Source organism: Endozoicomonas numazuensis (genome assembly GCF_000722635.1).
Lineage (GTDB): Bacteria > Pseudomonadota > Gammaproteobacteria > Pseudomonadales > Endozoicomonadaceae > Endozoicomonas_A > Endozoicomonas_A numazuensis.
In genome coordinates this window covers 1211329-1231710 of sequence record NZ_JOKH01000001.1, presented here as the reverse complement: position 1 = coordinate 1231710, position 20382 = coordinate 1211329, and the positions used below count along the sequence as shown (strand labels likewise).

Sequence of the window (20382 nt, the reverse complement as noted above, 5' to 3'; positions counted from 1 at the left end):
GAGATGGAAAAACCTTCCAGCCGTCGTGCAGAGCCTATATCCAAAGGCTCCGAGTGGACCTTTGAACTTCTTCAGGAATACGACAGAGAACTGGCAAAGCTGGCAGATCGCTACAAGCTGGACACTTATCCTAACCAGATAGAGGTTATCAGTTCTGAACAAATGCTGGATGCCTATGCTTCAGTCGGCATGCCTCTGATGTACAACCACTGGAGCTTCGGTAAACAGTTTCTGAGTAATCAGAAAAGTTATCAGCGCGGTCAGATGGGTCTTGCCTATGAGATAGTGATTAATTCCAATCCCTGTATTGCTTATCTGATGGAAGAAAACACCATGCCTATGCAGGCACTGGTTATTGCTCACGCTTGCTACGGCCACAACTCTTTCTTCAAAGGTAACTACCTGTTCAAGCAGTGGACTGATGCAGATTCCATTATCGATTATCTGTTATTCGCCAAGAACTACATTGCTCAGTGCGAAGAAAAGTACGGTGTTGATGCCGTTGAAGAGCTGCTGGACGCGGCCCATGCCCTGATGAATCAGGGAGTGAATCGCTATGAGCGACCTCGCCCTATTTCTCCGGAAGAGGAACAAGCCCGGGCCAAGGAGCGCGAAGAGTACATCCAACGCAATTTGAACGACTTGTGGCGGACCATTCCTCTTCGTGAAGAGAGTGAGGTCAAACAGACTGAACGCTACCCAAGAGATCCAGAAGAAAATATTCTCTACTTCATAGAGAAAAACGCGCCTCTGCTGGATACCTGGCAGCGCGAACTGATTCGGATCGTTCGCAAAGTGGCCCAGTATTTCTATCCACAGCGTCAAACCCAGGTCATGAACGAAGGTTGGGCTACCTTCTGGCACTACCACCTGATGCACGAGATGTACAACGAAGGTCATATTACTGAAGGCTTCATCATGGAGTTCTTGCACTCACACTCCAATGTGGTATTCCAGCCCGATTTTGATGATCCCCGATACAGCGGCATAAACCCATACGCTCTGGGCTTTGCCATGTTCCAGGATATTCGTCGCATTTGTGAAAACCCAACGGAAGAAGATCACCGCTGGTTTCCGGATCTGGCCGGCTCAGACTGGTTGGAAGCCGTGCATTTTGCTATGCAGAACTTCAAAGATGAAAGTTTCATCATGCAATATCTTTCACCCAAGGTGATGAGAGACCTGAAACTGTTCTGCATCGACGATAATCAAAACAACCCTTTCCTGGAAGTAAGTGCTATCCATGATGACACAGGATACCGAAAGGTCAGAGAATCGTTAGCCGCTCAATACAACCTGGGCAATCGTGAGCCTAATATTCAGGTTTACAGTGTGAACACCCGAGGTGATCGCTCCATTACGTTGCGTCATTTCATGCACCAGGATCGCCCACTGGAATCTGACAGTACTCGTGAAATCATCAAACATATCCACAGATTGTGGGGTTTTGATGTCCATATGGAGTCTGTTGATCAGTGGGGTGGAGTCAAAACTATTTACGGTTTACCCAAGCAGGAAACAGAAGAGACGGAAGCCGCTTGATAAGCATAATGCAGTGAGCTTCCGACTATCGTTTTTAACCATGAGCCGGGTCCTTCAGGGGATCCGGCTTTTTATTGCCCCGATGCTGGTACCAGTAGATTGAGCTCCCAAGAATGAGCAGCACAGTACCATAGAAGAACACCGTATATCCCGCACCATTAATACCCAGAAGACAATAACAGGCCGATACCAGAATAACCATGAACCAGCCTGCCGAAAGCCCCCCGGGTTTTCTTCGCTGAATCTGAAAACAAGACAAACAGGCGCAAAAATAGGCCAACAACATAATATAAACAGCAATGAATACAATAAACTCAAAATGCTTTTGTATTGTGGGTTCGACTGTAAGCAAAATTAATGCTGACATTAAAATGCCTGTAATCAACAGTCCTTTCCAGGGTGAGCCATAACGATTCAAGACCCCGAAAGCTCTGGGTAATAATCCGTCTGAAGACGCCGCCCGAGCGACCTGAGAATGCATGAGAATCCAGCCATTCAAACTGCCGAAACAGGCAATGACGGCCATGACACTGACCATTTCACCAGCCCAGTCCCCCAGAAGATAACGGGCAGTTACAGAGAAAGGAGCAGCGCTGCTTTGCAAGACTTCATTAGGTACGACACCCATCATAGCGGTCGTACTGAGTATGTAGAAAAGTGCAGCGAGTAATGTCCCTAACAACGTGGCACAGGGCACATCCCATCTTGGATTTCTGGCATGTCCGGCAAGGTTACAGGCCGACTCCAAACCAATGAAGGACCACAAAGTTAATGTGACTGATTCAGACAGCACATGACGACTTGGCTGCCCGGTAACATTAAAAGCACGGGTGATATTATCAGCCTCAAACTGACTCCAGCCCAAAGTACTAACTATGACAACGGGAACCAGCATGCAACAAGTCGTCACGATCTGGAGCCGACCAATAAGACGGATATCCGTTAGATTAATAAGACTGAGGATCCAGATCACACCAATGGCAGCAAATGTAGTTTCCCAGGGACCATTGAGTACCGGAAAAAAATAGCTGAGGTACCCCACCCCACTGAGTGCTACTGCGATGTTGCCAATCCAGGTAGCGGCCCAGTAACCATAAACAACCTGCGAACCTACATAACGTCCCAGTCCCGCTTGAGTAAATGCATAGAGACCAGCCCCCTGCTTGCAGTCAGCTCCCAGACGAACAAAAACCAGGGATAAAAACACAGAGCCGATAACCGTAACAATCCAGCCCAGAAGAGTGATCGAACCATAACTGGCCAGAGATGATGGCAACAGAAAGATACCGGCACCCATCATATTTCCAGTTACCAGCATGGTCAGCGGTAACAGGGATAACTTTCCAGACACCAAAGGCACACCCTCTGTCATAACAGCTATGAGCTAAGAAAATATTTTGCATCAACCTCTACTATGAACATGAGCAAAGCTAAAAATTTTTCCATAGTAGAGAGTCATGCCAATGAAAAGTTTTTTGTTTTTATCTCGAAACAGCACTGTTATTCCTTCGATTAGCTGGGTATCTATTCCTTAATATTGCAAATTTAACCGTGCTCTAAAGTTATGACAGTTTAGACTATGACATCTTCCTAAAGATTTTACGGATGTTAATAAATGTCCGTATTTTTAAAGCTCCGTCGGAGTAGCTAACGATAAAATAAATTATTGATTGCTAACCTGAATACAGGAGAATAAACAGATCAAACGTTTGTTCTTTTTTAAAGAGTTAGAATGATCCGCATGTATGCGCAAACTCATCGAATATAACAATGGCATAAGCTTAGAATTTTTTACGGTTTAATATTTCAAGATCTGATGGTTTTAAAACGGTAACCCCATGATTGAGACACTGTTATGAGCAACAAGATTCAGCCCACGGTCGTATTAGCGGGAGGTGGTCACACTCATGCACTGTTTTTGAAAAAACTTCAGCAGGCAAAAGTACCTCCCGCTCATTTCATATTGGTTTCGGCCAGTCGTTACACACCTTATTCAGGCATGCTTCCAGGTGTTATTTCGGGTCAATATACGGCCGAGCAATCTCATATTGATCTGGAGTCCCTGGCAAAACAATCAAAATGCACATTCATTAAAGCAACTCTGTCCAATGTGGATACGGATGCGAATGAGCTGGTGTTTGAGAATGGCGACCGGCTCCATTATGACATTCTCTCTATTAATACGGGTTCAACCCAGTCACGGGTGATTGAGGCAACAGACTGTATCAGTATAAAACCTATCCGACCTTTTCTATCCTGGTTGAATCAACCATTGCCTGAGCAGATAAAAAGGAACGATCGTTTCAATCTATTCATTATTGGCGCCGGAGCAGCAGGTGTTGAAGTTGCCATGGCTCTCCATCACCGTTTTCGGTGCTTTCCCCAACTGAAAGTACATATTGTCACTGCTCGCGGCATTCTGGCTGGCCACCCTGTCGAAGTTCAGAAAATGGCGGCAGAGGAAATTGAACGAAAAAAAATAGCCATCCACAATAATTTTCGGGTTAACGCCGTTAAAGATAACACCCTATTCAGCGACCAGAACGAAAGCCTGCACTATGATGCCCTGATACTTGCCACACCGGCCACTCCAGCCACCTGGCCCTCTGAAAGCCAACTGGCCACCAGTCCACAGGGCTTTATCCAGGTAAATCCAATGCTGCAATCTATCAGCCATGACAATGTTTTCGCCTGTGGAGATATCGCCGAGCTCACTCACTCCAGGCTGGCTAAATCCGGAGTGTATGCGGTACGACAGGCTCCAGCCCTGTTTAGAAATATCAATCTCATGCTGGAAGAAAAACCGTTAGAACCCTTCTGCCCCCAAAGCAGATTTCTTTCTCTGCTAAGCTGTGCGGGTGATCAGGCAATTGCATCAAGAGGCTGGTTCAGAGCCAGGGGACGTTTGGTATGGCTGTGGAAAGACTGGATCGATCGACGCTTTATGGCACAGTTTCCTCTGCCAGAACCGGGTTCTATAAAACTCAATGGAACCGACTAAAACCGTACTTTTTCGGGATGTGTTCAGCTCAGAAGAAAGCACTGTCTCTTTTACTTATACTGTTGTCTGTTTTAATGTCAGGCTCAGTACACTCCAGTGCTCTGGTCAGCATTAATGACCTTGAAAACAGAATCCGGCACCCTGCCAACCTGCTAATTCTGGATGTACGTCCCAGGGTTAGTTATATGCTGGGGCACGTACCGGGTGCTCATAACGTCTGGCGCCCTGCTTTTCAGGCCGATGAAAATGATTACCCATACTCTGGAATGAGAGCCAGCGAACAGAAGCTGTCTCGACTATTAAGCCGACTGGGCGCTACCTCGACAACTGAGATAATCCTTTATGATGACCAACAGGGTATGGATGCAGCCCGTCTCTGGTGGTTACTCAAGCTCTATGGTCATGATCAGGTCTCTATCCTGAATGGTGGTTTGACGGCCTGGGAAAAGCAGAAGAAAAAACTTAACTTTAAATCCCCCAACCCCCCCAAACGTTCTAATTACCAGTTTACCGGTGAACCCCATCCACAATGGCTTGCTGAGCTGGAGCAGGTCAAGTCCATACAGAAAAAAGAAAATGCCATTCTTGTCGATGTCAGAGACCTGAATGAATACTCCGGACTCACCAGAAAATCAGGAGCTCATCGTCGTGGACGAATACCCGGCAGTCTCTGGTTTGAATACAAACTGACCGTTAATGCCAATGGATTTCTCGACAGAGAGCAATTAAGTCGTTTGTTTCACACAGCGGGTATCACTCCTGATAAAGAAATTATTCTGTATTGTCAGTCAGGCGTCCGTTCAGCCCACACCTTATTTGTTCTTACAGAAATACTTGGATACAAAAAGATAAGAAATTACGACGGTTCCTGGATTGAATGGTCCTGGATCAAAGAGTTACCCACTATAAAAGGCCCTCCTGAAAAACCCAATAAACCCCAGAAATCGTGAGCAATAAAATTAATTCACAAAAATAGTGTGGTAACTATTCCCGAAAATAAAAATAGGCTGTTATCTCGCGGCAAGATGGTCTTATAATAGGTTTAGCTCTATATGGAAATGTAGGCTGTACTATTGGCATGAGAACTTTCAAGCCGAGAAGACATCACCAAGAAAGAGCTCTGTGACACGGACGACACAGAATAAAAAATGTGACTAAAAATAAAACAACAAGGGTTGCAGTTTCCCGGCAGTTCCTTCAATGTAAACAATGTAGGAATCGCGCTGTATGGAAGCGACCAAGAAGGAAATGGAAGCTATGCTGGAAGGTACAGTGAAGTGGTTTAACAATCCCAAGGGATATGGGTTCATCCAAGCCCAAGAAGCCACTGAAAATCAAGACGTACTCATACATTACTCCGTTATTGAAATGGACGGTTTCAAAACCCTAAAAGCCGGACAGCTTGTGCAATTTGAAATTGGCCAGGGACCCAAAGGGCTAATAGCCACTCGTGTCATTCCTGGTGGTGGAGAAGGCGCAGGCCAAAGCACACAAACCTCCCAGGAAGAATCCCTGCCAGCCTGACAGTTAATGTCAGTCTAGTGTCTGAGCTAAGGGATAATGTCACCCGACTTTGCCTTGTCAAAGAAAACGGGTGACATACGTCTGATAATGGTTTGGAACGGGATGCGTCTTTTTAATTAAAGCCGCAGATACTGGGGGCCGGAAAGTCTCTCCTTTTTAGGGTCTGACTTTTTTAAACCCGTATTGCTTCTTATTTGGGTATAAGCAGCCATGAGCTGGAAATGCGGCTAATCCTGACACATGAAAATGGCTACAGGATCTGATACCGCTGTATTTTATAATAAATAAAACCGTTCAATTTACGATCTACTAATCAAATTGACAGGGAAGAAAAATGCTGTGTTTTGATAAGTGCCATCCGTGTCACTCATCAAAATGCATTGTTTTTCCTTATGCACCAGACATAGAGTCTGGAGTATAAGGTATTGATTGAAATCTCAGACAGCAATCTCTTCTGTCATAAAAACGGCTGAATCTTGAACTTTTTTTAGCCCTTGGTCAGCAAGAATCATATCAGCGGCTTTCTCAGCAATCATAATCGCCGGCGCATTAGTGTTTCCACTAATCAGGGTTGGCATGATAGAAGCGTCCACCACTCTCAACCCATCCAGCCCATGCACTCTCAGTCGTGTGTCGACCACCGCTAACTCTCCCACGCCCATCTTGCAGGTGCCAACTGGGTGATAGATGTGATTGGCATTATTTCTTATATAAGACTCAAGACTGTCATCCCCCTCGACATTTGCTCCTGGCAGGTACTCCTCTCCTGCATATCGAGATAGTTCAGACGACTGGATAATCTTCCTTACTTTCTTTACCCCCCGGATCAGGCAGTCCATATCAGCCTGTTTTGCCAGAAGGTTCAGTTCAATACCGGGATCATCCGTGGGCAATGCACTTTGCAGAAATACACGACCACGGCTCTCAGGTCGCAGGACACAGACATGAATCGTAAACCCGTACTGGAGATTTCTTGAGAGCTTCCGACCATGATCTTCCATGGCCGCAGGAATGAAATGAAGTTGCAGATCAGGTCTTTCCACTTCCGGTGAGGATTTTATAAATCCTCCGGACTCTGCAAGACTGCTGGTCAGAAAGCCTTCTTTTTTACACATGTATTTCACAACATCCCTGATACCTCTGGCCACTCCAAGAGGTCTGGCAAAAGCCACTGATGACGCTGTTTTATCATTGGCGACCACCAGAACATCTGGGTGCTCCTGAAGATTTTCGCCCACTCCAGACAGTTCATGTAAACATTCAATCTTGTGAGGTTCCAGTTTATCCCTGGCACCAATACCAGAAAGCAGCATAACCTGGGGAGAACCGAAAGCGCCGGCAGAAAGGATGACCTCTTTTCGGGCGAAGAGCTTTCTTCGGGCTACACCCCGAACAATTTCAATCCCAATTGCCTTTTTACCGTTCAAAAGAACCCTGGCAGTATGACTGCCCGTCATGACCGTCAGATTAGGCCTATCCATAACAGGGTGCAGATAAGCAGCCGCTGAGCTACACCTCTGACCTCCTTTTTGAGTGACCTGATACCAGCCAACGCCTTCTTGCTCAGCACCGTTAAAATCTGGGTTCTCTTTTTCACCGGTTTCCACAGCCCCTTTGATAAAAGCCTCACTTAAACAGTGCTGACTTCTGGGATCAGCAACATTCAGCGGACCACCCACACCATGAAAATCCGAGGCCCCTCTTTCCTGATTCTGTGCTTTGCGAAAATAGGGCAACACTTCATCAAAAGACCAGCCTTCATTACCCAGATCTGCCCATTGATCATAATCCTGCTTTTGGCCCCGGATATAGAGCATGGCATTGATGGAACTACTGCCCCCCAAGGTTTTACCCCGGGGACAATAAATATCCCGGTTATTCATAGTGGACTGAGCCAGGGCGTTTAGCTGCCAGTTATGCATGCCATGAGGTACAGTGATTGCCGATCCGGCAGGCGTGTAAATCAATGGAGACTTGTCACTGCCTCCTGCTTCTACCAGGCAGACATTATGTTCAGGATTCTCAGACAGGCGGTTGGCCAGGACGCAGCCCGCAGAGCCACCTCCCACAATGATGTAGTCGAACTCTGTCATATAAGTCACTTTGTTATTTTTATATTTATTCAGCTCATAGCTGTTATGTCAGGTACTGCAAGACGCTCTTAAGTGATCTGCAACAGCCTTCAGTTGATGTTTCTGATCTGGTAACTGACCATCAAAGAGCTCTTGCAACTCTTCTAATACCAGAGATTCATCCATTTTCATAGCTTGTCTGAGCAAAACACGGGTATGTTTCAAGTCTTCCCTTGCCGAGTCCGGCGCTTCTTCCAGATACTTTATGGCATTATCAGTACGCAATGCGGCTGAACACAGAATCTCTCGACCAAATTTATATTTATCAACAGGTTTATAACGTGCAATACCGCCAATAAGTTCATCGACAGCAGGTCCTAACAAAGCCCTTGTCACAGCTCTTCGAACTGGAGAGTGAGCCACATAAAAGCTGCCATCAGGGCCTGTGATCGTTGTTGCCACTGACTCCTCCACACCACGGGTATACCCTTTCACTTCTCCAGTCTCCCGATCCAGCAGACCCACACCCGAGGTCAATGGCATAGGCTGCCCTTTTTCTGTCAGGAAGCCATTGCCAGCCATCATGGCGATGCCGTTCGCTGCAATAGTTGCTGTAAGCAAGTTGAGATTCTGACTGCCAAAAGCTTCAGGATACATATCAAGACTGGCTGACCAACCTGCTTCAGCAAAACGACCACAATCGTATACTTTGTGAAGACTGCTGGCTGTACTGACAAACAACTCATTATTTTCTGATGCAACTGATATAGAAGCGATGATCTGCTCTCCAACCGGATGCTTCCAAATTAAATTCAGATCCCGGTCATAAGCCAGAATGTTTCCCTTCTCATCCGAGGTATACATTTTCTGGCCGTCAGCACTCAGCGCTGGAGTAGACCCCGTCCCGCCATCAAAATAGGCCTTAGCTGCGATCTCCACCTGCCAGCTACCACCGTCATTAACAGTATCCAGAGCATAAACTGCTCCATTCTCAGAGAAACCGTCCTGATGACCGTCTTCAGAGTCAGGGGCTGTGGCAGCAATAAACATTCTTCCTGTAGCTGGATCGATGGAAAAATAATTTGCCACTATCACCCCGCCACCCGAAACAATATCTGCCACCCGGCTAAACCGACCTCCGTGTTCAGGATCTTCACCCACCTTCTCAGCCAGAGCTTTATCTGCCCTGTTCTTGATCCAGTCAGGCAAATTCAGTGCCTCAGCAGACTTGGCAGGAGCCCCTGGAACCGTAAACGACTCCTTCAAAATGTTTTGACCCGTTTCTCGATCCAGCATCATTAAAGCACCGTCCATGACCACACTGACAATAGCGTCTGCCTGGGGTAAGTAACTGGCGCCAAAGTTATGACTGTTCTCATAACCTGTCACTGAATCAACGGTTTTCTTAAAACCCGTGCTGACATCCCAAATCACCTCACCTGTCGTTTTGACAGCCAAAGCTCTTTCATACAGTGTCAGATAGATGATCTGCTCACCCGGTCGATCGGGGTCTTCCAGTACCAACGGTGTTCCACCTCCCTGGCTGTAACCATCAATTGCCCAACGTCGTTCACCGGTCTGGCCATCCAGCGAAACCAACACGACCTCTTCACCAATAGGAGTGACAGGGCTGAAATAAAGGTTGCCCTGCCGATCAATAGAAGGACCTTCTGTGATGAACATGTTTTCCTCAACCAACCAATCCAGCTCAACCTCTGGAGAGACAGCAGTCAGTACCTCATCCGAGTTTCGTGTTGAACCGTGTAATGATCGAAAAGTGTCGTTAATGCCCAGCACTGGATGTTCAGGAACAACCTTTCGAGGACCATCCGGCTTCCAACTGTTTGCAGTAACTTCCTGATATTGTCTGGGACTTTTCATCAGAGTTAATGTCCCAACACCTACTATCCCCAAAGCCAACCCCGTCAGCAGCAGTTTTTTCATACGCCTATCTCTTTATCGAGTCTTGTTTAAACAACAAACGTTACAACCAAAACCATTCCGGCTTATCGTCCCCAGCGACGAATGGCTGGCGGGGTAAAATCAGCTTTACTGGAAGCCAGATTAAAACGAACAGGCTCACTGAAACTATTGGTTAAACCGGATGCTACATAGCGACCGGAAATCAGGTCATAGATAGAATCACCGGCTACCCAGGGCACACTGTCAGGGTTGTACTGCAAGTGATAGGACTGAGAAAGACGCCAAAACTCACCGCGATTGTCATAAAGATCCGCGACTGAAATCTGCCAGGTGTCTTCATCGATATAGAAAGTGCGCTTGGCATAAACGTGTCTTTGCCCTTCTTTCAGGGTTGCTTCTACAACCCAGACACGATGCAGCTCATAACGAATCCTATCAGGGTTGAGATGACCCGGTGTTGCAATGTCTTTTATAGAGGCAGACTTGTCATAGAGACGATAGCTGTTGTAGGGAATGTAGATGGCTTTCTTGCCAATGAGCTTCCACTCATAACGATCCATGGCTCCATTGAACATATCCAAATCATCAGCGGTCCTGCCATTATCAGAGTTCCGACCGGGATTATCATAAGCAACAATAGGAGCCCTTCTTACACGGCGCTGTCCAGGTAGATATTTCCATGCCTTTCTGGGTTCAGCCACCTGGTCCAGAGACTCATGAACCAGTAAAACTTCTCCTGCCTGACGGCTTGGAGACATTACTTTCGATTTGTACAAGTACAGAATATTGTCTTCTGCATGAAATTCTTTAATCCCCTGGGCATAAACCAACTCGGTATCATTGGTGACTTCCATGAACTGCCCACCCGGTCTTACCATGACCTGGCTGGATTTAATCGCCACACCGGAACTGCGATATCGGGTGATATGATTCCAGATCACTTCCTTACCATTGTGTGGAATCGGAAAAGGCACCCCAAAACGGTAGTGGCTCAGTCCATTCCCTCCTGAGGCACTTTCAACCTGAGTTGCATTGGCTATAGTTTCCCGATAAACGTCTTGTGGATAAGCAGCTGTTCTTCGGGTGGGGTAAATCACCATTTTATAAGTGTCCGGATACCGTTTCAGAGTCGCCAGCTGCCCCTTGCTCAATCGATCCTTGTACTGCTCTGCATTTTGATGAGTGATCGTCAGTACTGGTTTATCGGTGGTAAATGGATCTTCAATCTCTCCTTTCTTGTTCATCACACCCTGGTCAACGGGCAGACCTCCTGTCCACTCAGGAATCAGACCATTACTGCTGGCATTTTTCTCTGCACCAATGGGTGTAAGACTTTTCCCCAGTTGAGCGGCTGTTTGTAGATCCACCTTGGCCAGTAAAACTGGGCTGACCATAAGCAGTCCCAGGGCTACGGCTTTTATGTTACGAATTTCTTTTATCATTTTTTTTCCGTAATCATTTTGACAACAACGACAGATCAGGCCTCTGTCGTACGAAGCGGTTAAGCTATTTATTATGAAATGCAGCTCTATCAGCCCCTGTAGCCATTTTCATGTTTCAGGGTGAGCCGCATTTCCCGCTCATGGCTGTATATTGTTCAATCAGAAGCTGCTGCTGATACTCAATGACAGAAAATCCCGGTCATTGATGATGCTGTATTTGTCATCCCCGAAATTATTGGTGTAAGCCACTGTGGCCTCGAACTTGTCCAAATAGCGGGCTTTCAATGAAGCACTAACAGACATCTGACCTTCTGAGAGGCTGGTCACAGGCTGCGGTCCATAGCCACTGACGTCATGCCTGAAGGACAGACCAGGATGTAGAGTTACTACCGGAAAGATATTGCTGTAAGAGAGTGCGGCAGCTAGCCGGTAGCCCCAACTGTTTCGGGTGGTAAAGCCCTCATTGGTACAAAACTTTTCTGTAACTTGTGGCAATGCAGAGCACTCTCCACCACTCACGGGTGTTCCGGGGCCCAACGCAGCGATGCGTCCGTAGCGGATATCATCCTTACTCTCCAGATCCGCTACATGAACCCAGGCAGCTTCGCCCACTACCATCAACTCTGAAGCACCCAAAACCTGTGGAAAAGAATTGGTCAATGTTAACTGCGCCTGAGTCACCGGCTTACGCACGTAGCCTTGCAGCTCCTTGCCGTAATCCTCTGGTCCCAAACCATTAAGAACGGATTGTTCATATGGGCTTGTTCCCTGCCCTAGAGAAGTGGTCAGAATGTCGTTAACATTGATTTGGATAGGCAGATTAGGGCGATGGGAAATCTCTCCACTCATGGACCAGCCACTGTCAAAACTGGTATTGAAGCTGATGCCATACAAGCGGATATCTTCCGGGTAAACCGCACTGTACTGAGCACCTTCAATAAACACAGACCCAAAGGTCGGATGAACCTGACCCGTAAAGAAGTCGGCAGAGTCGGTGGGTGAACCAAAAGCCCTGTTAGCAGGATTAGCCGCGATCGCATTCAGATAGGGCAAACGACTGTGGTAATTCATGAAGTAAAAACCAAACTCAGTACTGTTCAGGTTTTCTGCAAAATACTTCAGAGATACACCCCATTGCCCACTATCACCTGGCACTTGGTCCGCTGCTCGCTGGATTGTGGTGTGAGATCCTGCCGGTATAACTCCACCGCCATGCAGCTGATTGTTTTCAGGAAGAACGGGAGAGGTATAAATGGGACTACAACCAGGCTGGATAGCATCCGTGGTGGCAAAGAAAGTTCCACAACCGTCCATGACCGTAGGACGCCACTTGAACTGATAAAAAGCTTCCAGCGTCAGATTGTTGCTGACCCCCAAACTTCCGTATACCAGTTCAACGGGAAGAAGACCTTCTTTTAGCTCAACCCCGGGTCGATTAAAAGCAGCAGCATCCAGCGGATTTATGGCATTAATGCCGTTCTGCATAAAGGTGCTTTCACCCCAGTTCAGAACTTGCTTGCCCACTCTGACATCGAGAGGTTTTTCTGCCACATCCAGCTCTGCCCAACCATAAGCTTCCAGTAATTCTATTCCCTTGAACTTGGCCAGATCATGGAAACCGTCGTCATCAAAGTTAGTGTAACGACCATTTTTAGTTTCCAGAATATGGTCGTACCAGTACTTCACACTGCCTTTGAAGCCCACATTCTGATACTCCAGTGACAATTCGGTCAGCCCTTTATAGGGGTTGGAAATCACATCACCTTTTTTAAAATTGAGGCGACCATTGTCCGCATTGGGACCCGCTCCTGACCCCGCCTTGCCCTGTGGATCTGAGCCAGCATTATAGGAATACAGATGACTGTCAGCATTGGCTGTGCTGATACTCACTCCGGCACTGACAGTCGTATTGATTGAACCGGTCACCTCACCATCGAACCACTCAAATAATTTGGCCTGAGTGATACCTGATGACAGACAGGAGATGGAAAGAACGGACACAGACAAAGCAAGCCTGTTCACTTTGAAGTCAGGAAATAATCTATTCACACGAATCCCGCTTATTCTAGTTATTGTTTTCTGGGTGATTCTTCTTCACATTGTCCAAGCAAAGGTGATGACCTTTGCCCTCGCTCTCAGACTCGGTTTCTCTCCCGAAATCGTTATTTCACCGGATCAAACATCGACAGAAAGCCAATCAGTGACGGCAGGCTGGTGACTCCTCCCTCCACAGACAAGTCGCCTTTTGCCAGAGATCCAGCAAAGCCTTTCTTACCAGTGACCAGCTCTATCCAGTCACCTTTGGTGACAGCAATGCGAATCTCTGCATCAGGATCATCTTCCTGTTTGAACTCGGCGATACTATTGCGAACATGCAGGGTGAACTGTTCATTCACATCGGTGAAATCAAACGACAATCGTTTATCAATACCCTGACTTTTCTCGGTATCCAGAGCCACGGTCATAGCTTCTACAAAGTTGGAAGCAGGAAAGGTTTTCAGGAGTTCCAAAGTCGCTTCATCCAGCTCTTTTACTTCTGGTGAACTCCCTTCAAGCTCCTGAGCCTGGGAAAGGTAATAGTTCCGACCATTTGGGTTGATGGTGGCATGGGCAATGTTGCGCATCGCCTCTGCTTTCAAAGCTTTTGCCTCTGTATGATCGGGCTCAACAAACAGCTGATAGTTGACCAGTTCCAGCGCCCAGCGATTCTGATCTCTGTCTATCGCTTCACGGGCAGCACTCAACAACTTTTCCTCTCCCAGAAGATCCAGCATTCCCTTACCTCTCTCTTCTTCTGTTGCTCTGGAAAGGGTCGCTGCATCTCCGTCAAACCAACCAAGATAGCCATTGAATATGCTGCGGACAGACCACTCAACGGACCCGTAAAACTCCTGAAGATAAGGATGCTCAACCAGCTGTTCTGGCAGTTTCACAGACTCCACCAGCTGATCTTCAGTCATGCCCTTGTTCATCCCCCTGAGTGTCTGGTCATGAACGAACTGAATGGCATCCCGGTAAGCAGTTAAAACACCAGCCACTTCATTACGTCCCGAGATAGGACGGGTATGACTGGGTACCAGGTATTGAGGATTGAGGTCGCGCATCTTATCCAGACTTTTAGCCCAGGCGACCGGATCTCGATAAAGTGTGCCGCGAATAGTGTAGAGGTTGGGAAAAGCCTTGTAGATGTTGTCTCCGGGCATAACAACCTGCTTATCCGGAAGATAGACAAACAGCTGGTCGTTGGTTTCCCCAGGAGCATGGATCAAACGGATCTTAACGCCTGAGACAGTCACTTTCAGGGTTTCAGAAAAAGTTTTGTTGGGACGAATCAGGGTTGGTGTCCCACCACCATGTCCGGCATTCAGCACAGGGCCGATACCGGCATTAACAAGACCCAGATCCCCTTTAACCAGCTGGTTGCCAAACATACGACTGCTTCTGTCTGTGATGATGGGGCGCAGCTTATTGATCACACGGTTGATGTAGCTGTCGGTGCTTTCATGGGCATAAACATCAATATCCCCATCAGGCACAAAACCTCTTCCACCAAGAATATGATCGGCATGGTTATGGGTATAAAAATCGGGATAGGGCGTAGCCTCACGGCTACGCTCCTCCCACAACACCACAGCATACGGGTCCGTACTGGGCGTTTCGGCCAGTTAAGCGGCCAACAATCTGATTAAACCTAACTTATCAAACCAACTATTGGGTAGCGCCATGTGTAACGCAGGACTCCGGCTCACTCGCCAATGTCCTTTTCCTGAAGCTACCGTTTGCCTTGTCAGTTTGTCACTGATTCCCTGCTTTCGCAGTTCCTTGTACCGCTTTGGGCTTCTCTTCCATTGATACCAGAGCAGACTTCGCAACCGCCTTCTTATCCAACAGTCAAAGTGTTCAAACTCTGTGCGGGTTTCTACTTCTCGGAAGTAGTTCTTCCATCCCTGCAAGTACCTGTTGAGTCCTTCCAGCCTCTGCTCAAGGGATCGACCTCCCTTTCGGGTTAGCTGTCTGATTTTATCCTTGAAGCGCTTGCCACTCTTTGTCGCAAGGGTTTTCCTGCCGTCTCGGGTAAAACTGTACCCCAGAAAGGGGCGCTTCCATGCCCGATCAACCGCGCTCTTTGTGTGATTGACTTTCAGTTTCATTTTACCCTCGATCAGCTTGACCAGACTGGCCATCACCCTTTCCCCTGCCTTCTTACTTTTAACAAACACACGACAGTCGTCAGCGTACCGAACAAATCGCAGACCTCGATTTTCGAGCGTTCTGTCAAGTTCGTCCAATACTATGTTTGAAAGTACAGGAGACAGGGGACCTCCCTGTGGCACACCCTCCGCTTGCGGTTTTACCAGCCCGTTTTCCATCACTCCGGACTTCAGGAATCGACGAATCAAACGCAATACATCCTTGTCCTCTATATGCTCTGCCAACTTTGCCATCAGTCGATCATGGTTGACCCGGTCGAAAAACTTCGACAAATCAATATCCACCACCCAGTTGTAACCATCCTTCATATACAACTGAGCCTGACTGATAGCCTGATGTGCAGACCTATAGGGCCCAAATCCGTAGCTGTAAGCCGAGAACCTTGGCTCCCACTCTGCCTGCAATACTTGTTGTATTGCCTGCTGCACCATTCGATCAAGAGCTGTTGGTATACCCAACTTTCGCTCTCCTCCGTCCGGCTTGGGAATCAGAACTCTTCTTACTGGAGTGGGTTTCCACAACCCTCTGCTCAAACACTGCCTCAGTTGACGACCATGCCCTTGTAAATACGTGAACAGGTCTTCCACTGTCATGCGGTCAATGCCTGCCGCTCCTTTGTTGCGTTTTACTCGCTGAAAGGCTTTCTTCAGATTATTGGGGTGGGCGATACGTGCCATCAAGCCTGTATCGCTTGCCGGGCTTTCGTAATCCTGTGATGCCGACACAACCTCAGCCCTCATAACGTCGCAGCCTCCGGTTCCGCCGTGACCACTTGGCATGAGTTCCAGTGTTTGCTGGATTTGTCTGCGTCCGGTGTATCGAATAACAGAAACTATTCACCACTCTGTACCGTTCAGGCCTTCACTGACATTCGCCAGCTACTATNAGCCTGCACCTCACGATACAAACCTTGTGCTTCGCTAGTCCTTCGCCCTCATCTGGCTGGACAGGGGACTTTCACCCCCAAGCTGTGTGACATGCTCGGCACACGTAAATGATCCACGTTCATAGAACGTGGTTTTGCTTTATGCCCCCTAAAAGGGGGCTAATACCGCCAGCCTTCAGAGAAGGCTGGTGAGAGTTGTCCCAAGATTGAAAATTATTTCCTGAAATCTATCTCCTGCTGGAGACGCTCTCTTTTCTCCTGATACTTCACATATTTGCGTATCATTTCTGCATCAACACCAACGGTATCAACACAATATCCCTTAGCCCAAAAGTGATTGCCCCAATATGGCCTCTTCTTCAAATACGGGAATTTCGAAAACAGCCTCAGAGCCGTACGACCCTTCACCGTTCCCAAAAGCGTTGAAATCGAAACCTTCGGAGGTACCTTCACCAGCAAATGTACATGGTCATTTTGGATGTTCAGCTCAACTACCGTACAACCAAGCTGACTACAAAATACCTGAATGCTGTTGTGAACATCAGCTTTTACAGCTCCGATTAAGACACGAAACCGATACTTTGGTACCCAAACTATGTGGTATTGGCAATGCCAGATGACATGCGTTAACTTCTCAAATCTACTCATGTTACTTCCTATCTCTAGTAGTTGTGGGGACAACTCAGAGATAAGGAGTAGCATGGGTAGTTCATGGCAGGCGGAGCCAACCATTCATGACCACGTCCATAGGACGTGGATTTTCACGATGCATTAAAGCCTTGACTGGTTTGTCGGTGATTTTTCTGAACTCTGCCATCACCTTCTCAGCCGCTTCCTTGCTCTCCATAACATCAACAATAATAATGCCATCATCACCCTCTATCATGATGGAGTTAGCCAGACCGTACCCAACGGCTACATGAACACCGTCAGTTACCTCATAAACTTTTCGCTCAAACTCATAGGAGTGTGCTTTCAGCTCAGGGTGAACACTGGCGGTTGCTTGTATTGAGGGAGTTTGTTCTTTCTCTTTCGGGATAGCGCTGCATCCCGCCAGAGCTGCTGTCAGTGCCAGAACGTAAATACTGCTTGCTGCCTTGGCCATTCGTTTCCTCACGAGTTTCTTATTGTGTTCTTTTTCGTGTGAACTCATGATATAGCCAGCAACCAAGACATTACCGGACTTAAACTGCCAACAAATTGACCTGAAATGACAATCGTTGAGAGAAGGGACAGCGCCTCTACCCTGAGCAGTTGGGCACTACCCCTGGTGGAAACACTGCGAAAACAAGGCTGCCCTGTAGAAGCCATGCTGGAAGAAGCAGGTATCGATTCTGATCTGCTGAAACTTGCTGGCAGCCGAATTCCGGTCGACAGTATGACGCTTCTCTGGAAAGCGGCTGTCCGGGAAACAGGCAATCCAGCTATCGGCCTTTCCGTCATGGATCATGTCAACACCAGCCATCTGTTTGCTTTCAGTTATGTCGTTCAAACCAGTGCAAACATTCGCGAAGCCCTGGAGTTTATTGCCCGTTATTCTGCTGTGATCAGTACAGCGGTTACCGTAGAAATGCAGGAAACTGATCACTCTGTTGAACTGCTCTATCGCGTGCCGGATCATCTCCCCGCTCCCAGTCATGAAGCCATGGATGCTTTTGCCGGTGTAACCCTGATGCGCATGACCAAAAATCTGAACGTTTCCCTGTCTCAGGTGCATTACGTGGCTTTACCCAGACCCACTCCGGAAGATCCAACACCCTGGACCAGCAAACTATCCTGCCCGATCCGTTTTGACTCTGATTTTCTTCGACTGAGCTTTCACCGGGAAATTCTTGAATACACAATCCCTACAGCCAGTGCTGATATTGCCAATGCCAATAAGGAAATCCTCAGCCGTTATCTGGAAGGAATGAGTCGGGACTTTTTACCCAGGGTCAGAGGGCACATCACACACATGCTGATTGCTGGTGAGCCAACCCTGGAAGCTGTGGCCCAGTTACTTAATATGAGTCCGCGCAATCTTCATAGAAAACTTCAGGCAGAAAACACCTCTTTCAGAGAATTGCTGGACGAGACACGAATGAAAAGGGCATTGTCCGAAATCAGTCAACCTGACAAACCTTTAACGCGAATTGCCCTCGAACTGGGCTTCCATGATTCCAGCAGCTTTAGCAGAGCCTTCAAGCGATGGACGGGAGAAACCCCAAAAAAGTATCGGGAGGGGCAACTTCTACAAAAACAGAAATAGTTATTTTTTAATATTCCTGCACACCTTTTTATCCTTTCCTATCCTTACCCGAGCCTGATCTGAGTGGAGTTTTATATTTGCAGCAGCGTCTCGGCCCCTGGCACCTCACACTGTTCACAGTCTGTGCCATAACAACTCTGGATACCCTGACAGCAGTGGCTGCCATCGGCCCTACCTCGCTATTCTGGTGGCCTGTGATATTAGTGGGATTCGTTCTGCCCTATGGCCAGAGCTGCAGCTGAGAAAGGAGAACTAGCGGCCTTATTAGCTCGCAGCAATCATAACGAGGCACCGGTAGGCGCTAACTGTATTTCAGGCTTTCTGGCGACACTCATCGTAGCCATCTATGCCCTGACAACTTCTTCCAGCGATGAGTTGTTCTGGGAGGTTTTTTCTTTCAGTGTTCTGATCATGATGCTCCCCTATATCCCCATGTTTCTGGCCTTTCTGAAACTAAGAGCCACTGAACCTCAACAGCCCAGACCCTTTCATATTCCGGGTCCAGTCTGGTTTCTCTATCTCCTGACTGGCTGCGGCATTCTCTTTCTCCTCTGGGCTATGAGTATTCTGCTGATGCCCAATGGCCGACTGGATGACCTGCTAAGACCTGCAGGGCTCATGACTCTGACAGGTTCACTGATCATGATGCTGATCATTGAAAGTCTACTAAGAGGTAACTTTCAAAGCAGAACCAATACCTGACTGCAATTTTCACTGGCAGACTGCCATAACTGTGTCACAATACGCGTCCAGTGAAACTAACAAGTAAAGCCGAGCTCAGTCTTCAATCTATGCTTATTTAGCTTATAGCTGGTACCTGACAGCCCATTGATTGAAGTGCAAATAGTCAGCTTTTCGAAGAACAAGTATAAGGTGGAGCAGTGAGCCTGGATCATCCTCTGTTTATTCCCGCAGCCATATCTCTTCTGGTGATCATACTGGTCCTGTTACTCTGGCTCAGAATGAGAAGCCAGAACCTGGAATGCAGGGACCCTCTATTCTCTCCGGAATATCGTGCGTTTCTGGGGCAACTCGATATGGCGGTTCGTAGCCATCTGAGCGTCTTTCCAAGGATGCCGGTCAATGAAGTGCTGCAGGGCTCAGGCAGTCTGAAGAAGTTCAAAAACCAGTGCTTTGATTTTGTGATCTGTCATCGCCGGGAGATGGACGTACTCTGTGTGGTTCTGCTGGATCTCCCCAACAGAAAAGGTCAGGCTAATGACCCGCTCAGAGAGCTCTGCAACAAGGCTGGAATATCTGTACTGGAGTACGATAAAAAACCCTATCGCGATGTCCCCAGCCTGAAAAAAGAGATTTTCTCAGCTTGTGGCATCAATGACTTCGAACCACCTGTTCAAGAACAACAAAGCCAGATCAGTGAATCTGACGACCCCAGCTGCCCTAAATGCCACTCAGAAATGAAACTCACTCATGTTAAAAAAGGCCAGCATGCGGGCAGAGATTGCTGGGTTTGCATCAATTACCCCCAATGCAAGGGTGCAAAGCTGGTCTAACTTTGCACCATTTAAGAG

General features: G+C 47.6%; 16 protein-coding genes. 7 read left to right on the top strand and 9 right to left on the bottom strand.

Annotated features, from left to right (window positions below; all coding sequences use genetic code 11):
• Positions 1–3: 3 nt before the first annotated feature.
• On the top strand, positions 4–1542 hold the full coding sequence (locus GZ78_RS05395; protein ID WP_034834242.1) for a SpoVR family protein: 1539 nt from the start codon (positions 4–6) through the stop codon (positions 1540–1542).
• Positions 1543–1576: 34 nt separating this feature from the next.
• Here the strand turns inward: GZ78_RS05395 and GZ78_RS05390 are convergent, their stop codons facing one another.
• Positions 1577–2893 carry an amino acid permease gene (locus GZ78_RS05390; protein WP_161787312.1) on the bottom strand — a complete coding sequence of 439 codons (1317 nt, stop codon included), beginning with the start codon at positions 2891–2893 and terminating at the stop codon, positions 1577–1579.
• 504 nt (positions 2894–3397) lie between these two features.
• Here GZ78_RS05390 and GZ78_RS05385 point away from each other — a divergent pair.
• The 3 genes from GZ78_RS05385 to GZ78_RS05375 all read left to right on the top strand — a co-directional run bounded on the left by GZ78_RS05385 (position 3398) and on the right by GZ78_RS05375 (position 6067).
• Entirely contained in the window at positions 3398–4543 is a 1146-nt protein-coding gene (locus tag GZ78_RS05385; RefSeq protein WP_034833335.1) for an FAD-dependent oxidoreductase, read from the top strand.
• Positions 4453–5493 (top strand): sulfurtransferase, encoded by a 1041-nt coding sequence (locus tag GZ78_RS05380; protein WP_081869682.1) that lies wholly within the window; start codon positions 4453–4455, stop codon positions 5491–5493. The genes GZ78_RS05385 and GZ78_RS05380 overlap by 91 nt, the downstream gene beginning before the upstream one ends.
• A 277-nt stretch (positions 5494–5770) precedes the next feature.
• The gene (locus GZ78_RS05375) at positions 5771–6067 is read left to right on the top strand and encodes a cold shock domain-containing protein (protein WP_330217598.1); all 297 of its coding nucleotides are present in this window, start codon (positions 5771–5773) and stop codon (positions 6065–6067) included.
• 437 nt (positions 6068–6504) lie between these two features.
• Here the strand turns inward: GZ78_RS05375 and GZ78_RS05370 are convergent, their stop codons facing one another.
• The 8 genes from GZ78_RS05370 to GZ78_RS05335 form a co-directional block, all read right to left on the bottom strand.
• Positions 6505–8160, bottom strand: coding sequence for a GMC family oxidoreductase (locus GZ78_RS05370; RefSeq protein WP_034833334.1), 1656 nt, complete (start codon positions 8158–8160; stop codon positions 6505–6507).
• Positions 8161–8208: 48 nt separating this feature from the next.
• Positions 8209–10083: a PQQ-binding-like beta-propeller repeat protein gene (locus GZ78_RS05365; RefSeq protein ID WP_051785841.1), complete on the bottom strand. Its 1875-nt coding sequence runs from the start codon at positions 10081–10083 to the stop codon at positions 8209–8211.
• Positions 10084–10145: 62 nt separating this feature from the next.
• The gene (locus tag GZ78_RS05360; protein ID WP_034833332.1) at positions 10146–11504 is read right to left on the bottom strand and encodes a DUF1329 domain-containing protein; all 1359 of its coding nucleotides are present in this window, start codon (positions 11502–11504) and stop codon (positions 10146–10148) included.
• A 159-nt stretch (positions 11505–11663) separates the two neighbouring features.
• A complete protein-coding gene (locus tag GZ78_RS05355) occupies positions 11664–13553 on the bottom strand; it encodes a DUF1302 domain-containing protein (RefSeq protein ID WP_161787310.1) in 1890 nt (629 codons plus the stop codon).
• Between the two features lie 113 nt (positions 13554–13666).
• Complete coding sequence (locus tag GZ78_RS05350) at positions 13667–15136, bottom strand: alkyl sulfatase dimerization domain-containing protein (RefSeq protein ID WP_081869680.1); 1470 nt, start codon at positions 15134–15136, stop codon at positions 13667–13669.
• 33 nt (positions 15137–15169) lie between these two features.
• A complete protein-coding gene (gene ltrA / locus GZ78_RS05345; protein WP_201772652.1) occupies positions 15170–16495 on the bottom strand; it encodes a group II intron reverse transcriptase/maturase in 1326 nt (441 codons plus the stop codon).
• 320 nt (positions 16496–16815) lie between these two features.
• Positions 16816–17250, bottom strand: coding sequence for an IS200/IS605 family transposase (tnpA, locus tag GZ78_RS05340; RefSeq protein WP_034834234.1), 435 nt, complete (start codon positions 17248–17250; stop codon positions 16816–16818).
• Between the two features lie 61 nt (positions 17251–17311).
• Entirely contained in the window at positions 17312–17707 is a 396-nt protein-coding gene (locus GZ78_RS05335; RefSeq protein WP_152558560.1) for an MBL fold metallo-hydrolase, read from the bottom strand.
• Between the two features lie 105 nt (positions 17708–17812).
• Between GZ78_RS05335 and GZ78_RS05330 the strand changes: the two genes are divergently transcribed.
• The 3 genes from GZ78_RS05330 (at position 17813) to GZ78_RS05320 (ending at position 20364) form a co-directional block, all read left to right on the top strand.
• Positions 17813–18850, top strand: coding sequence for an AraC family transcriptional regulator (locus tag GZ78_RS05330; protein WP_034833328.1), 1038 nt, complete (start codon positions 17813–17815; stop codon positions 18848–18850).
• A gap of 222 nt (positions 18851–19072) precedes the next feature.
• Entirely contained in the window at positions 19073–19552 is a 480-nt protein-coding gene (locus tag GZ78_RS05325) for an amino acid permease (protein WP_034833327.1), read from the top strand.
• Between the two features lie 179 nt (positions 19553–19731).
• The gene (locus tag GZ78_RS05320) at positions 19732–20364 is read left to right on the top strand and encodes a DUF2726 domain-containing protein (protein ID WP_034833326.1); all 633 of its coding nucleotides are present in this window, start codon (positions 19732–19734) and stop codon (positions 20362–20364) included.
• The last annotated feature ends 18 nt before the right edge of the window (positions 20365–20382 follow it).

Bases quoted from the DNA above. Each gene is read 5' to 3' on its own strand.
- GZ78_RS05395 (WP_034834242.1), top strand. From the start codon at position 4: ATGGAAAAACCTTCCAGCCGTCGTGCAGAGCCTATATCCAAAGGCTCC.
- GZ78_RS05385 (WP_034833335.1), top strand. From the start codon at position 3,398: ATGAGCAACAAGATTCAGCCCACGGTCGTATTAGCGGGAGGTGGTCAC.
- GZ78_RS05380 (WP_081869682.1), top strand. From the start codon at position 4,453: ATGGCTGTGGAAAGACTGGATCGATCGACGCTTTATGGCACAGTTTCC.
- GZ78_RS05375 (WP_330217598.1), top strand. From the start codon at position 5,771: ATGGAAGCGACCAAGAAGGAAATGGAAGCTATGCTGGAAGGTACAGTG.
- GZ78_RS05370 (WP_034833334.1), bottom strand. From the start codon at position 8,160: ATGACAGAGTTCGACTACATCATTGTGGGAGGTGGCTCTGCGGGCTGC.
- GZ78_RS05365 (WP_051785841.1), bottom strand. From the start codon at position 10,083: ATGAAAAAACTGCTGCTGACGGGGTTGGCTTTGGGGATAGTAGGTGTT.
- GZ78_RS05360 (WP_034833332.1), bottom strand. From the start codon at position 11,504: ATGATAAAAGAAATTCGTAACATAAAAGCCGTAGCCCTGGGACTGCTT.
- ltrA (WP_201772652.1), bottom strand. From the start codon at position 16,495: ATGCCAAGTGGTCACGGCGGAACCGGAGGCTGCGACGTTATGAGGGCT.
- tnpA (WP_034834234.1), bottom strand. From the start codon at position 17,250: ATGAGTAGATTTGAGAAGTTAACGCATGTCATCTGGCATTGCCAATAC.
- GZ78_RS05335 (WP_152558560.1), bottom strand. From the start codon at position 17,707: ATGGCCAAGGCAGCAAGCAGTATTTACGTTCTGGCACTGACAGCAGCT.
- GZ78_RS05330 (WP_034833328.1), top strand. From the start codon at position 17,813: ATGACAATCGTTGAGAGAAGGGACAGCGCCTCTACCCTGAGCAGTTGG.
- GZ78_RS05325 (WP_034833327.1), top strand. From the start codon at position 19,073: ATGGCCAGAGCTGCAGCTGAGAAAGGAGAACTAGCGGCCTTATTAGCT.